The sequence below is a fragment of the Thalassomonas actiniarum genome (assembly GCF_000948975.2).
GTDB lineage: Bacteria > Pseudomonadota > Gammaproteobacteria > Enterobacterales > Alteromonadaceae > Thalassomonas > Thalassomonas actiniarum.
This window is the reverse complement of the sequence record NZ_CP059735.1, coordinates 4,970,010-4,984,160: the sequence shown is the minus strand read 5'-3', so window position 1 is coordinate 4,984,160 and position 14,151 is coordinate 4,970,010. Positions and strand designations below refer to the sequence as shown.

12 protein-coding genes are annotated in these 14,151 nt (G+C 41.4%); 9 read left to right on the top strand and 3 right to left on the bottom strand.

The window, feature by feature from the left end; translation table 11 throughout:
* Nucleotides 1-175 precede the first annotated feature (175 nt).
* The 8 genes from SG35_RS21820 to SG35_RS21785 all read left to right on the top strand — a co-directional run bounded on the left by SG35_RS21820 (nt 176) and on the right by SG35_RS21785 (nt 8,599).
* Nucleotides 176-328 carry a hypothetical protein gene (locus SG35_RS21820; protein ID WP_169749420.1) on the top strand — a complete coding sequence of 51 codons (153 nt, stop codon included), beginning with the start codon at nt 176-178 and terminating at the stop codon, nt 326-328.
* A 256-nt stretch (nt 329-584) separates the two neighbouring features.
* Nucleotides 585-2,849: an ankyrin repeat domain-containing protein gene (locus tag SG35_RS21815; protein WP_044836205.1), complete on the top strand. Its 2,265-nt coding sequence runs from the start codon at nt 585-587 to the stop codon at nt 2,847-2,849.
* A 423-nt stretch (nt 2,850-3,272) separates the two neighbouring features.
* Nucleotides 3,273-3,722 carry a serine hydrolase gene (locus SG35_RS21810; protein ID WP_053043477.1) on the top strand — a complete coding sequence of 150 codons (450 nt, stop codon included), beginning with the start codon at nt 3,273-3,275 and terminating at the stop codon, nt 3,720-3,722.
* Between the two features lie 176 nt (nt 3,723-3,898).
* On the top strand, nt 3,899-4,147 hold the full coding sequence (locus SG35_RS21805) for a hypothetical protein (protein WP_274055226.1): 249 nt from the start codon (nt 3,899-3,901) through the stop codon (nt 4,145-4,147).
* Between the two features lie 342 nt (nt 4,148-4,489).
* On the top strand, nt 4,490-5,827 hold the full coding sequence (locus SG35_RS21800) for a toll/interleukin-1 receptor domain-containing protein (protein ID WP_044832048.1): 1,338 nt from the start codon (nt 4,490-4,492) through the stop codon (nt 5,825-5,827).
* A gap of 793 nt (nt 5,828-6,620) precedes the next feature.
* Complete coding sequence (locus tag SG35_RS21795) at nt 6,621-6,986, top strand: hypothetical protein (RefSeq protein WP_044832051.1); 366 nt, start codon at nt 6,621-6,623, stop codon at nt 6,984-6,986.
* 25 nt (nt 6,987-7,011) lie between these two features.
* Nucleotides 7,012-7,662 (top strand): GNAT family N-acetyltransferase, encoded by a 651-nt coding sequence (locus SG35_RS21790; protein WP_236702554.1) that lies wholly within the window; start codon nt 7,012-7,014, stop codon nt 7,660-7,662.
* Nucleotides 7,663-7,810: 148 nt separating this feature from the next.
* Nucleotides 7,811-8,599, top strand: coding sequence for a mechanosensitive ion channel family protein (locus tag SG35_RS21785; protein WP_236702555.1), 789 nt, complete (start codon nt 7,811-7,813; stop codon nt 8,597-8,599).
* Nucleotides 8,600-8,963: 364 nt separating this feature from the next.
* Here the strand turns inward: SG35_RS21785 and SG35_RS21780 are convergent, their stop codons facing one another.
* Complete coding sequence (locus tag SG35_RS21780; protein ID WP_044832054.1) at nt 8,964-10,133, bottom strand: DUF917 domain-containing protein; 1,170 nt, start codon at nt 10,131-10,133, stop codon at nt 8,964-8,966.
* A gap of 211 nt (nt 10,134-10,344) precedes the next feature.
* On the opposite strand from SG35_RS21780, the gene SG35_RS21775 reads away from it, so the two are divergent.
* The gene (locus SG35_RS21775; RefSeq protein WP_152646550.1) at nt 10,345-12,888 is read left to right on the top strand and encodes an ATP-binding protein; all 2,544 of its coding nucleotides are present in this window, start codon (nt 10,345-10,347) and stop codon (nt 12,886-12,888) included.
* A 151-nt stretch (nt 12,889-13,039) separates the two neighbouring features.
* Here the strand turns inward: SG35_RS21775 and SG35_RS21770 are convergent, their stop codons facing one another.
* Together SG35_RS21770 and SG35_RS21765 are read right to left on the bottom strand one after the other, a co-directional pair.
* Nucleotides 13,040-13,246, bottom strand: coding sequence for a hypothetical protein (locus tag SG35_RS21770; RefSeq protein WP_044832056.1), 207 nt, complete (start codon nt 13,244-13,246; stop codon nt 13,040-13,042).
* On the bottom strand, nt 13,243-13,740 hold the full coding sequence (locus SG35_RS21765) for a hypothetical protein (RefSeq protein WP_044832057.1): 498 nt from the start codon (nt 13,738-13,740) through the stop codon (nt 13,243-13,245). Before SG35_RS21765 ends, SG35_RS21770 begins: the two co-directional genes overlap by 4 nt.
* Nucleotides 13,741-14,151 lie beyond the last annotated feature (411 nt).

The window sequence follows — 14,151 nt, the reverse complement described above, 5'->3', positions numbered from 1 at the left end:
CGAACCGATTGGTTCGCTTTTTTTATGTCATAACTATAGGGAATTAATATTGTTCAATAAATAGGCCGTTACAAAAATAAAAATTTCTCAGCCAGTTACATAACTGACGAATTTAAATTTTCTTTATAGATTACACATCACCCAATGTCGGGTTAATTAAATCTCGGAGAGAATTATGTCTAAGCCAAAATCAAATCAAACACCTATGACCACAAAAGCTGTTGCCCGCATTCAAAGTAGTGAGGCAAAAGCTAATGGCGGTCAAGCGTTACCTAGAGGCTTTGCTGTAAGAGCTGCTCGTGCTGCCGGTAATAATAAAAACGGTTAAGGAGTATGGGCTGGGAAGTGATTGACTTCCTAGCCCATTATTTTGATTATGTCTGCATATAGTAAAGATAAGGAAATTAGTAAGTTGGTAAAAAAATTAATCAAGTCTGGTTGGGTGTTCAAGCAAGGGAAAAAGCACGGTTTAATATATGCACCCAAAGGTGGTCGCATTACTGTTCCTTGTACACCGAGCGATAGACGATCATACCTTAATTTCAAACGAAACCTAAAAAGAATAATGACAATGGAAGTTGATTATGTCTAAAGAAAAGCTCCACCCATTTATGACACCTGTTGAAATCGTACGTATTATTGCGAGTGCAATAGGAGTTAAAGCATCAAATAAACAGCTAGACACTTTTGCTTTCAAGTATGACCAGCCTTATACCTTAGCTTCAAGTTTGTTCAAAGAGTCTATTTCAGTTCCTCTTTCTAAGTTCATCAATAAAGATTTTTCTAAAAAATTAGAAGCTAAATTTGAATCAATGATTGGGGAATATACTGAGTTGGTTAACTCAATCTCTATGGATGGTATAACTAGAGAAGAGACTGAAGCAATTCTTACCAGGTGGGTCCTTGATACTGTTGCTGTTGAATTCAATCTTTTTATGGGAAAAGTAATTGAAGGGCCAAATTATTTAACGATAAATAACCTTCATCCCAACGGAATAACTCAGGCGTTTGATTGGTTATCGTTAAACATTGAATGGTGGGATAGTTTTCTTAAATATATTCCAAAAGAAAAACGTCATCGTTTTAAGCTTTGGAAAAGTAATGATGAACTGCCAAAGCTATCTAACATAACAAATATTCCAGATTACCTTCCTAACTCTGAAGTTGAAGGGCATGAATGGGAAAAGATTAAAGTTGTTATTTTAGCTGCACGTTTTATTGATAACTTACAGCGTCATTATGCTGGTATTTATCCAGAAAAGTTAGTTAATGTTGCTGTATTGAGCTTAAAGCAAGTTGAAGAATATATTTGGTATTTAAAGGGTAATAATCAAGATTGGCTCAAGTCGCTTGGGAAACAGGGGTTAGAGATAGATTATATTTTTTATAAAAAGCATGACTATAGAGAACTCTCTGGTACCGAGCGAAAACAACGCTCTAAAACGTTGATTGAAGAGCTTGAAGTCTCAACATTTAAGTGCTCTAAATTTAATATGGAATATTGGCTGAACTGGTATCGAGCTCGATGGCATGCTTTGGGCGGGGAGCTTAAAGAAGCAAATACCCATTTTAAATTAACGTTTGAACAAGCTTTATTTTTTGCTGGACCATCGATGCCTGAAATTATAAAAGAAGCCCTTAGTATTGCTTCTAGCCTTAAACCAACACCAGATAAAGCTTTTATTAAGAGGTTAAAAAATTCTGCAATCCTATTTGGTATTGATATACCTTTGCATAAGGAAGGTAAAAGCCAATTAGAAGCTAATCGTTTTGATAGTGTCGTTGAGGAATGGGAAATAAAGTTATATGAAGCAACATTTCAGAAGCACTTTCCATCGACTTTACAATTTAATGTCAGCTCTTCAACTGCATCACAACGGATAGGACCATTATTAGGTACTTTTGAGCAAAGCATTAGGCCTAATTTCCGAAGCCCAAATAAAAAAATAGTTGTTGGAGATACTTGGGGTAAGCAGATGCCTCAAATAGTTTACTTTTCATGGATGAACAGGGTGGAAGCTGTTTCTCAATTGATTAATAAAGATGTAAATGTAAATGCTCTTTCTGATTCCAATGAATCTGCATTACTTTTTTCAATTTTGCAAATGGACGTGCTGGATCATAGTTCAAGTATGGATGATAGTCTGTTCAAACTTGTTACCTCCGTGAAGCACCATAACGATGTTGTTAATACTAAAACCTCGAAGAAAAAACTATTACCTTTAGTTTGCGCTGTTGATACAGGCAGACCGGAAGTGGTAGCTAAGGTAATAGAGATGGGAGCAAACGTTAATCTCAGAGGTAATTCTGATAATCAATCTGCGCTTTTCGCAACACTATCTAGGATTGGAATGATAAAAAGACCTGATGTTAGTCAGGAGTTGATGCAAAGCCACCCTTTGAACGATGAATTACTAGATACTATAAGGCGGCATTCTAATGGCCTGATGGGGGCTTCATTAGATGAAGTCAAAAGAAATTATGAGAAGCAATCACAGGACCCGTTGTTTCAAAAGTTTACAGGCAGTATGGGCAACTTGATGATAGAGAGAGTCAAAAACTTTATGACATTAGAGGGCATGAGAGAAATAGCCAAATTACTCATAAATGCAGGTGCTGACGCTAATGCCCGTCATAAAACTAGAATTAATGGGTTTACACCTTTGATGCTTGCAGCAGAGCTAGATGAAGCTGAATTATTTGAAGCAATGGTTCATAAAAATGGAGAGCCGCTGATAACTGCTGAGCACCCTGAAACAGGAGCCCCAGTAGACAGTAGATATGTTGCTTTTGCTCATCAATCAAACAAGGTATTAAGGTGCTTAGCATCCCTACAGAAAAGAGCATAAATTTGAATATAGAGTTGCTGGTCACAAACTTTATTAAAATAAAGAGCAAATTCATTCTAAATGAATAAGTTTAGTCACAGACTTCATTAATAGTTAGCTTTAAAATTTAGTTGCTCTAGTTACAATCGTCATTGTCGATAACTAATTGATTTTTTAATGGAAAATCTGGGTGTGGCTCGCTTTTTTGTTTTTGGCGAAGAAGTGTCTCTGTCAAAAACCTCTGACGTTAATGATGACATTGGGAAATTCTCGGTTTTTGTCGGGTATGTGGCCATTGGTTATCTGTGTTTCCGATTTATAAGTAACTGCAATAATGGCATAATTTTAAAAATTAGAGGTGGCAATTAACAAGGCAAGTCAAACCGGTTCTGCAAATTTCTGGTGACGTTATATGTCCATAACAACCAAAGCTAAAGGAATTATTTGGAAACGAACAAATATGAAAATTTGGCGTTGTCGGGTAAGTACATTACCTTACGGCATCTAGCTACCCATACCAGCGGGCTTCCTAAAGATTTAGCATACAGCGATGATGATGCCAAAAAAGGACTGATGATTGAACGAATGTCAAACTACTCCAAAGACAAATTTTTTAATGCTCTTGGTAAACCTGACCTGCTTTCTGTTTCCGGCGAGCAATACCAATATTCGAATGCGGGCACTAAGCTAGTCGCATATATTCTGGAATTTGTTTATGACAAGACTTTTGAGTCGTTTATTTCAGAAGCCATTACCAGCAAATCTGGAGAGGAAAACACAAAATTCCAACGTATTGACCGTGGGCTAGATGATGTTGTCGTGGGAACAAATCAGTTTGGTGCACAAATGCCTTTGTTAAGCCCATATTCTTGGGCTGAGGGGGATGAACATTAACAGTTCAATCGGTAACCCATTATATGCAATATCAACTGTCATCGGAGACTCCTGAAGTTGTCCTATCTCATAACTTTCTTGCAGGTGATCTAGAAGAAAATGGCGCAGCAAAACTTAATAAATAGCAGCAAAAAACTGTAAAAAGTGTGTCAGGCATTATATTCACAAAGATCGTTATGGGATTTTTCAACTTTTTTCAAGGTAAAAAACTTAGTAAACAAGGTGAAGTAGAAGTTTTAGGAAAAGCTCTGATGAAAAACAGAGTGGATATTCATAAGCTTTTACTTGATGATGGTTCAAGTGGTGTGGGCCTTAATATTGTGACCAAAGGGGTCTTATCATACTCATCGATGCCTCTTTCTCTGAATGAGAATCAAGCTAGAGAGTTAATCACTCAAATAAAAGAGGCTCTGGGTGATAAATGATTATAATAATTTTATAAATAAGGAAAAATAATAGCTAGTCGCTTCACACCTAAACAGTTATTATTTTTTTGTTATGTATGCGTTACGTGTAGATAGTGGATATAAGATAGCTAAAATCAAGATAGGTTTTTATGGACTAAAAATTAATGGAGACAGACCATGGTATTGTCTTGTTTTTTATAAAAACATAATTTGTCCCTTAATTTGTACGCCTATATATTTGGAGTGTTTGCTAGCAAGGACATCGGCGATAGAAAAATAATAGTCTGATCCCGCGCATTCGCCTTGTTTAAGAGCTCCGTGACCCTTTGTTGGAATCTGCTAATTAATCAGGAGGTTAACATGTCAGAGATATTCATCAGTCATTCCCATGCGGATCATCGGCTGGCAGAACGGCTACACAATTTTCTTACCGACATTTCCGATAATAAGTTTGAAGTTCATCGATCTTCGGACATCTCCGCCATTCCAACAGGCACCCCGTGGAAGAAATGGATCGACGACAATATCGTTAACTGTGATGTTGCCATAGTCCTTTTGACAGAATCCTCTTTGCGCGGGCGATGGGTCCTATGGGAGGCTGGCGCCGTTGCCGGAGTGCAGTATTATCGGGACAAGGCCAAAGCACCGAAACAGGAAGCAGGCGAGCAGCAAGCCGTTGAAGGTCGTGTTCGGGTGTTGAATTTTGGCATTTCATCCTCAGATATGGGGCCCTTTGCCGGTGACCAGGCACAAGATGGACGCAATCCCGAATCGGTTTCCCAATTTGCTTTTGAATTGCTGGAAACCTTTCAACAGAAGCTTGGGAAGACTTATGCTAAGTCTCTTATGCAATTGGATGAAAAGGCTCGAAACTTTGTGGAACAAGCCTCTGAGGATCTCAGGTTCACCCCGATCCCGGCCTCTGAACCCTTGGTGCAAAATTGGCTGTCTCAACTCGACAGGGCGCTGGAAGAGCAGAATTACCATTGGGCCACTTCAGCTAAGCGCTGGATTAACATCGCATTTCTGGGTATAGGTAAAGCCGGTGAGTCCGAGCCCATTGATTTTCGCATTCATCTTCGACTAGCCCGGGCCTTTGAAGCCATCGGCGACAAAGCTGAAGCAATCCGTCAGTTGCAGTTGGCCCGTGGTCTTTCTCCTAATGATATGCTGGTCCATAGGGCATTGGGAAAACTATACCGTGAATATGATGAGGCTGAGCTTCAAAAGACACTAGCGAAAATGGAAGATATGGATCCAAAAGTTTTTTCTGAAGACCGGGAAGCTATTGCGCTTATGGTTGGAGATCTCTTTGACAAGGGTGCCTATGAGCGTGTCGTCAGTGTACTCAATGACGCCAATAAGGCGGTGGTTGAAAAAGACGCCTATCTCTTGAATTGGCGTGCGCTGGCGACTCTCAAGCACGAAGGGCCCGAAGCCGCACGTGCCCGATTTTCCGCCCTTGAAAGGTTCATAGGCCCCAGTCCGGGCAATTTTTGGGAGCTGGCCAGCCAGATCAATGCATTGATGGTAAAAGGTGAAGAAGCGCCGGTGATTGAGGCATTGGAAAAGTTGGTGAACTATAAGGAGAGCAAAGGTAATCTTAATAGTGCTTCTAAGTACTTCGATGAAATCTGCGACGCAGTTGGTTTAAAAGTCCCCTGGCGGGAGATTCTGGGTATGGCCGACGATGCATAGCTACCTATAACTGTCTGAAAAGATATCCATGCTATTTATAACTTTATTTGGCATAACAAAGCAATGCAGCCAACTTGTTACGCTCGCAGGTTATTGATGTCGTTGAGTAAAACCAGATAGTCAATTTATGAGTATTTCGCGAGAAACCAATAACACAAAACCAATCCCCCGCCAGTACCCGTTTTGGAAAATATGCTGGCTATTCTGCATACCTATTGCAGTCGCCTACCAGGCCATTTGGGGGGCGTATTTTAAATATGCTCCTGAGCAAATTTGGATCGATGGCACGTCACAGCAAATAATTGCAGGCAAGTTGGCTAGTGAGTTGGTACTTTACTCAACTATGCTCTGGTTTCTACTGGCTTTTGCCAGGGCCAAGCATCAAGCGAGCAAATTGGTAACTTGCACGGTAATAGCAGGGATTATAGGTTATACGGTAGTGGGCCTATTCAATGGGCTTGCCTTGCTATAAGCATCATACACACAATACACGCTTGCTCCAGCCGTTAAGTGACAGGGGGGAATTCAATGGCACAATATTGGAGAGGTCCATATAGAATCAGGACATTACTTAGGAGTCGTCTTCCCTGGTTTGTCATTGATTTGGGGATTGCAGATAAAGGTACTGATTGTGAGACCAAAGGAGGTTCGCATGAGTGGTATAATGTCGATAATAAAATCAGTGCATGCTATCACTGTAAAGTGGAAAAGGAAGGCCAATTATGGAAGTAAATCACTTAACAAGTAAGCTTGCGGGCTCGTAAGCTCCCCGTTACTTCAAATAAGTAAGATAATGGATGCACTAAAAGGAGTTATTATTACAGCAATATCCAGCCTATTAACAGCAATATTGTTTGCATATCTATTTCGCTTTCCTATTCCCATGATCGGTTATATTGGTCCTTTAGGGGACGTTAGTATTTATGAGGCTAGTGTGACTGATGTCGTTAAGTCTGTTGCCCTGGCATGGGGATTCTACGGCATGCTTGGCGGTTTTATCATTTTATTTTTGTGCGGTGCTATTACTGGTGTGCTAACTGGCCGCAAATACTCTCAAACAAGCAACAAAAATAGCATGATTGTCCTGTGGTCAATCATGATAAGCACAATACCCGTCTTTGTTTTATCAATTCTGGATTACATCTTTGGCCCATGGTAAAGGTATAACATGAAAATTCAGCTGATTGACTCGTGGTAATATTAATAAGCTTGTCACCAATGCACTGGGAGCTCTTAAAATGGATATTCACTTTCAGAAAGGCTGGGATATAGCACAAGCTCATTCTGTTGCCTTGCTTTATGAAGAGGCATTTGGTGTAAAGTTTAGCAGTGCGATACCTGACAGGTTAAAACGGGTTGAGATTATCGCTAAAAGTTTTGTCCCTGAGTTTTCTTTTGCTGCGATAAATAAAAACGGAGTTGTCGGTTTAGCTGGCTTTCAAGTCTTGTCCGGCTCACTCACCGGAGGTATTGGCGCAACACAGTTAATCAATGACCTTGGCTTTTGGAAAGGAACCTGGGCCTGTATGATTTTTAGTCTGTTTGAACGAAAACCAAGTGCCCGGGAGCTGGTTATGGATGGCATTGCGGTTAATGCAGAGTTCAGAGGACAAGGCATAGGCTCAGAATTACTGGATCACATCATAGATTACGCATCAGAAAATGGCTTTGAGTCGGTCAGGCTGGATGTTATTGACAGTAATCCCAGGGCGAGAAAACTATATGAGTCAAAAGGGTTTGTGGTACTAAAGACTGAATACTTCCCTTATTTGCAACGGCTGATTGGCTTTTCCGGCTCAACGACTATGGTGCTGCCGATAAAAAGCTGTGGTTAACAAGTTCATTCATAAATATGAATTACAACTAGTTGTTGTGCGTTTAATCCGCTATTCTTTTTTATTATGTAAAGCGCTAACTCACTGAACTTACATTGATTCTCAACTACAGAGGCCACTAACTATGCCAGAACTCATGGATAAATATATGCCAGTTTTAATCGACGGGGCGATAAACGTGTTACTTGCTGCTTTGATTTTAATTGTCGGGCTTATGATCGCCAGCAAAGTAAACACCCTTATCTGTAAAACCGGCGAGAAATACGAGAACCTGGATGATACGCTGTTTCGCTTTTTAGGTAGTGTAGGCAAGTATATTATCCTTGCTTTTGTGATCATTGCCGTGCTGAACCGGTTTGGCGTACAAACGGCGTCTATTGTGGCTTTGTTGGGTGCTGCCGGTTTAGCGGTAGGCCTGGCGCTTCAGGGGACATTAACCAATTTGGCTGCCGGGGTTATGTTACTGCTATTTCGGCCATATAAGGTGGGCGACTTTATCGAGGCTGCTGGTCGCTTTGGCAATGTCACGGAAATAGATTTATTTACCACCATTTTGCAAACATTTGACAATCAACAAATTATTATCCCCAACAGCCAAATTTGGGGCAACCAGATCATCAATCATTCCCACCATAAAGTGCGCGGTGTCGACATGCATTTTGGCGTGGCCTATAAAGAAAATACCGATGCTGTTCGGGAGGTAATTGACAGTGTGCTGGAAAGTCATCCCCACATCCTGAAAGACCCGGCCCCTTTTGTTGAAGTGGAAACCCTTAATGACAGCTCGGTCGATTTCCTGGTGAGGCCTTTTTGCATGGGAGAAAACTATTTCGATATTCTCTATTCTGTGCCGGAATCGATAAAAAAGGCACTGGATGAAAAGGGCATTGAAATTCCCTTTCCCCATAGAAAGTTGATTATTGAAAAAGAAAGTTAATAAGGCAGGGCAGCGGGCACAAAAGCTCTAACTTTTTGGTCCGCTGTTATTAGCTTTTATTTCCCCTCCCAGTAACGTAAAAACAATCACCTGCCAGTATTCGTTTTGGAAAATATGCTGGCTATTTTGCGTACCTATTGCGGTTGCCTACCAGGCAATTTGGGGGGCATATCTTAAATATGCTCATAAGCACCTCTCTTTTAGTCATTTTATCTAACTAGGAGGTGTCTAGGAAATTAGTGGCGTATCAGCTTACTGTTCTTCTGTGGGTAACGGGCCGTTTTCAGTGCTTCCAAAAAGAGATTAAATGAGGCATATTCACCCGGCTCGTACAGATTAAAATGCTATGAACCACATAATTAAATTAAGCCGGCCAGTGCTTGCTTAACTCCTCTATCGGTTCAAACCTGCCTGCATACCCCATATCTTTCAGCGCGTCGAGAAACGTGGTGACGGTTGTTAGATTTCTCATTCGTTGATCAGACGAAAATCCTATGATGTAAAAGCTTTGCCCTATATCTTCGGGCGTAATATCGGCATTTGTCGTGGGAGAGCCATCCTCACGTAAGAAACATATGGAATCAGGAGCCAGGGCAGCAGGAGAAGTTTCATCTTCGAAATAAGCGATCATATTTTCATTTTTATTATAAATGTAAAGTGACCTTCCCGTTGTTTTATCCTTAAAGCGTGCCTGGCCCATATCAAAAGTGCCGTCTGTTGTTTCCGAGAAAAGACATAACTTTCCGTTCATGATGATCTCAGCAAATCCGCGCTCGGCCCTTAGGACATCTAAAACCTCTGAGAGAGGATATTTATCCGGATCAGATTTGTGCCTGGTGATCGCTTCTCCTACTTTTAACGTAAATGACAAACTATTTGTGATACTGGCTGTCACAACATCTTTTTTCCCCATAGGCCAGGTTGCAAAAGCGCCTGTATTACCAAAAGAGTCTGTGCTGATGATGCCCCGTACCACATCGCCTGCCAAATCTGTACTGCCAACCCGGGACGTACTGACAACGGACTTGCTGGCTTGGGTTGCATCATTTGCCACACTGATAGGCGAAGCTATAACCTCCTGCGCGGTAAAATAGGTCATATTAAGCTGCGGCATTGCTCTGCCGCCTCCGTCGCCATCAATAACGGTTAAGTTCTTTTTAGCAGCCAGGTACAGGGTGATCGTTGTTGCCCAGGGGCCGGTTTCGCCTGCTATCACATATTCAGCTGGCTCTGGAGTTTCTCTCTGGCTGTTGATTGCCATCTGTAAAGCATCAAATGCCTTAGGTGCAGATGCTATGAAAGGCACGCTATCATCCTGAGCAGATACCGCGTCGGGCGAGCCTATGGCTGCTGGCGAAATGGCCAGAGAATCTAGGGGTAAGTCCTCTGCACTGATTAATACTATGTCTTTACCTAGCGCAATCGCCGCCGCTAAAATCTCTTTACCAACGGAGTATGAACCGCCGCCGCCGCAGCCCAAAAATGTCGCGCCTTCTAATAACCATTGTAAATCCTCATTGTTAAGCTTTGTCATTTTCCTTTCCTTTTTAAAATAACTTCTTGAAGAGGTTCCTAGGGCCTGTTTATCTTTGGCTGTGAATTATCTTTTTGGCTGTTTTTACACCTATCCGCGTTAGAAAAATGTCATGTAGAATAACTACACGTCCATTTTTCTGCCTTGATATGTGCAAAAACCGCTCAAAAATCTTAATCCCCTCCAAAGATAAACAGGCCCTAAATAAATATTGGTTTCTTTTCATTACAAGAATAGCCGATCAGTTTGTAAGCATATGAACTACAGACTTATACTTGCAGATAAGTGCCTAAACGGCCGTAATCACTTTTCTATCTGCAGGGAAGCTTGGATGACCAGTCATTTTGTTGGACGTGATCAAGAATTACAGCAATTGCAAAAAAACCTTGAGCAGGTTTGCGCAGGCCAGGCCGGGATAAGGTTGATAACGGGTGAAGCTGGCGTAGGTAAAACCAGTTTAGTACAGGCGTTTCTAAAAAACTTAAGCAATCAGACAAACATACAAGTTGCGCAATCAATCTGTAATGCTCAGGTAGGGCTATGTGATCCTTACCTTCCTTTCAGGCAAATTGCCGAGCAGTTGATTACACAATCCATAGAGCAAGATGGTGGCCATCAAGCCAATGTAAACAGGGTCAAAAACCTGGTTTCTGAAACGGGCAAGCTGTTAATGGATAACGCGCCCGACTTAATTGGTTCGCTGATCCCTGGATCCAATATGTTGGTAAAACTAGGTGCCCGGCTATTAGAAAAAGAAGACTGGTTTAAGAAATTAAAAGATAAATTTGATACCGAAAACAGCAGCCAGGCGCTGCAGCATGAAAAAATTGCCCCTCAATTTACCCGCCTCTTACAGTCTTTTGCCTCACAAAAACCTGTCGTCATGTTTATTGATAACATGCAGTGGTTAGACGCCGCATCAGCCAGCATGTTGATTTATCTGATGAACCACTTGGGTCAAGCTCCGGTTTTTATTCTCGGCTGTTACCGGGAGGAAGAAAGTGCGCTTCGTGAAGGACGGGTAGCCCCTATGCTGGGTGTTGCCAAAAAGTTACTCGAAACCAACGAGAACCTCTACCTGCCTTTAGGCAATGATCCCGATGAACAAAAAATGCAGTTTTTAACATTATTGTTGGATCGTGAAGATAATACTTTCGATCAAGATTTTCGAAAGAACATGTTGCAACACACCAACGCTAATCCACTGTTCGCTATGGAAGTTTTAAAGTCATTGCAAGAGAAATCCTACCTGGTAAAAAACAAGCATGGTTACTGGTGTTCTACGCCGGATTTAAACTGGAGCCACCTGCCAAACAGAATTCAGGACTTGCTCCGAAACCGGCTGGACAGTTTAAACGATTTCACCAAGGAAGTACTTGCCGTGGCAAGCATCGAAGGGATAGCTTCACGGTCATATGTATTAAGCAAAGTACTTGAAGTGCCTGAACGTAAAATCGTCCGTATCCTATCCAAAGAATTGGAAAGGTCATTACAGATTATGTTCGAAGGAAATTTGAACCGTTCACAAGAGCAATGGTTTTCACTTTTCCATTTCAACAATGCCTTAACACAGAAGTTTATTTATGAGGACTTGGGCCGCAGGGAAAGAATGCTGCTGCACGAAGATGTCGGTCTTGCGATTGAAAACCTGTACAAAAATCACACCCGTGAAGTTGCCGCTGAGCTATCCCATCATTTTTTGCAAGCCGGCGATCTCAATAAAAGCCTGACCTACAGCTTTGAGGCAATCAAAAACGCACTTAACTTAGGCGCTTATGAAGAGGCCAATGTTATATGTGAAAATACTTTGGCGGTTACCCGACAACTACCGGATAACCGGGCTAAGGAAAATGAGCTTAAGGTACTTGTTTTGCAGAGTAATGCTGTTAAAGCGATAACCGGCTGGACCTCGAATGAAGTAAAATCAATTTATCTCAGGATCCGGGAATTATGCAAGGGCTTGGGAGAAGTGGAAGAACTGTCGGCTGCACTTTTTGGCCTGTGGGCCTGCCATTTAGGGACGCTGGAAATTAAAGAGTCATTGAACATTGCCCAGGAATGCCTCTCCCTTGGTGAACGCTTAAAAGATAATAATGTGCTGATCCAGGCAAATATCGCAATGGGGAATTCATATTACTGGAAAGGGAATATGGCGGTGGCACAGGCCCATATCAGCGCTGCTAATGCCCTTATTGGTAATTCCCTTATCTCCGAGCAGGTACTGCGTTATGGCCAGGATCCAAGAAGCATGATCGACATGTTTCAAGTGCTCATCACCTCAAAATCGGGAAGAGTCGATGAAACAAAAGCATTAATTGCAGCAACCTTAGACAATTGTCAACGCTTCGAACATGACTTTAGCCTGGCTATCGCATTACAGGGGGCTGCCTGGTCAAGCTTACATATTAAAGATGCGAAAAGTGCATTAAAGTATGCTCAAGCCTTGGTTGATTTATCCAGAAAAAAACGATTTATATTTTATGAAGGTGTTGGACTGATGTTCGAAGGTGCCGCACTGATACTCGAACAAAATAATGAGGCAGGCCGGGAAAAACTGGAAAAGGGGTATGAAATTCAGGTAAAGAAAACCTTGTGCCGGGTGTTCGAATCATTATACGAATATTTTAAAGCTTTGAGTTTCTTACAAAATACTGAATACGAAAGCATGATGAAAGTAAAAAATTTGGCCTTGGAAAGGCAACTCAAAAATGGTGATTTATGTTACTATAACTTTTTGAGTAAATTATATTCATGACACATGGTAAGCCTTTTTTTCAAGGAAAGTGGTCAGGTTTGGTTTGAACTAATCCAACTTAAGTTAAAGCATCGATGGCTTCACCAGTTTCTGAGTCTTGCCCCACGGTTAGTACTATTACTTTTCCTGAATTTAGCAAGTTCAGCAGTCATTAAGTTTTTATCTTCTGTAATAAGTCCTTTTTTTCTTCATCCGGTAGAGTATCCAACAACTCAAGCAGGCATGACATTATCCTTAACTCTTGCCTTTCAAAATTAGCCTTTTGGGCGGGACATTTCACCTTTATCAGTTTCAGAACAACACTGTCATGTGCTCCATTTAACCCCATAATAGCTGTAATTGTTGGGCCATATATCATGTTCTTTCCTCTGATGTGCCATTTAAAAATTCAAAGAAAGATGGATCACCCGCTCTGTTTCTATTAGCTAATCTCTTCAGGACGGTTTTTGTCCATAACCATCGGGGCGACCATACATATTCCAGCTCCCCGTCAACTTCAAGTTCCCGGCTGATGTATTTGAGTTCATGTAGTATGCTCTCTATTTCTACCTCCGGATCACTGAAAAAATAACGCAGCTCTGACCAGCGAAATACAGGATAGTCGGCAATAAAATATAGTAATGCGGTTTTTAGCTCGGCATCGTAACGGTCTAACTTAAACTCATAGAGTACAAGGGCACGCGCCTCTACCAGGTGATATACATTAATACCGGATGATCGGGTGATGCCCGCCTTGCTGATTATCTGCTCTATGCAAGGAACCGATATAGCGCCATTATCCTTCACACTGCTTTTTACGACCCTTACCAGTGCACTGGTTAAGTCCTTCTCCCTGAATGCTGCACCTTGCATTACTTTCCTGCCGGTATGTCTGGTTATTAGATGTCGGCATTGTATTGATACAAATTAAATTAATCTTGGCATTAATCAGAAAGTGCTAATGCCAAGGAGTATTTCCCGGACAATAGCAGTGACGATCACATTGTGATGTTTGTCTTTTAGTTTCAGGCGTTGATAACGACTACATCGCCGTAGTTATGCCTGGCAGGTAATATCAACTATTTTTCTTTGACTTTCCTGGTGTGGTTTCATTTTGTAGAGACATTGGCCTTGTAGCTCTAATTACAAAGTTTAGGAGTATAAAGCTATAGGTTTATCGCGAGTGGTGTTGGCTGTAATTATAGCTAGCTGCTGCGTGTTTGAGCAGCTATTATTTTCTTATTATGAAGTTTGGGGTGTATGAAACAAAGCTTACATAAGGGC

What these genes read in the sequence shown, in the direction of transcription:
- SG35_RS21820 (WP_169749420.1), top strand. Translation starts at nt 176, where the DNA reads ATGTCTAAGCCAAAATCAAATCAAACACCTATGACCACAAAAGCTGTT.
- SG35_RS21815 (WP_044836205.1), top strand. Translation starts at nt 585, where the DNA reads ATGTCTAAAGAAAAGCTCCACCCATTTATGACACCTGTTGAAATCGTA.
- SG35_RS21805 (WP_274055226.1), top strand. Translation starts at nt 3,899, where the DNA reads ATGGGATTTTTCAACTTTTTTCAAGGTAAAAAACTTAGTAAACAAGGT.
- SG35_RS21800 (WP_044832048.1), top strand. Translation starts at nt 4,490, where the DNA reads ATGTCAGAGATATTCATCAGTCATTCCCATGCGGATCATCGGCTGGCA.
- SG35_RS21795 (WP_044832051.1), top strand. Translation starts at nt 6,621, where the DNA reads ATGGATGCACTAAAAGGAGTTATTATTACAGCAATATCCAGCCTATTA.
- SG35_RS21785 (WP_236702555.1), top strand. Translation starts at nt 7,811, where the DNA reads ATGCCAGTTTTAATCGACGGGGCGATAAACGTGTTACTTGCTGCTTTG.
- SG35_RS21780 (WP_044832054.1), bottom strand. Translation starts at nt 10,133, where the DNA reads ATGACAAAGCTTAACAATGAGGATTTACAATGGTTATTAGAAGGCGCG.
- SG35_RS21770 (WP_044832056.1), bottom strand. Translation starts at nt 13,246, where the DNA reads ATGATATATGGCCCAACAATTACAGCTATTATGGGGTTAAATGGAGCA.
- SG35_RS21765 (WP_044832057.1), bottom strand. Translation starts at nt 13,740, where the DNA reads ATGCAAGGTGCAGCATTCAGGGAGAAGGACTTAACCAGTGCACTGGTA.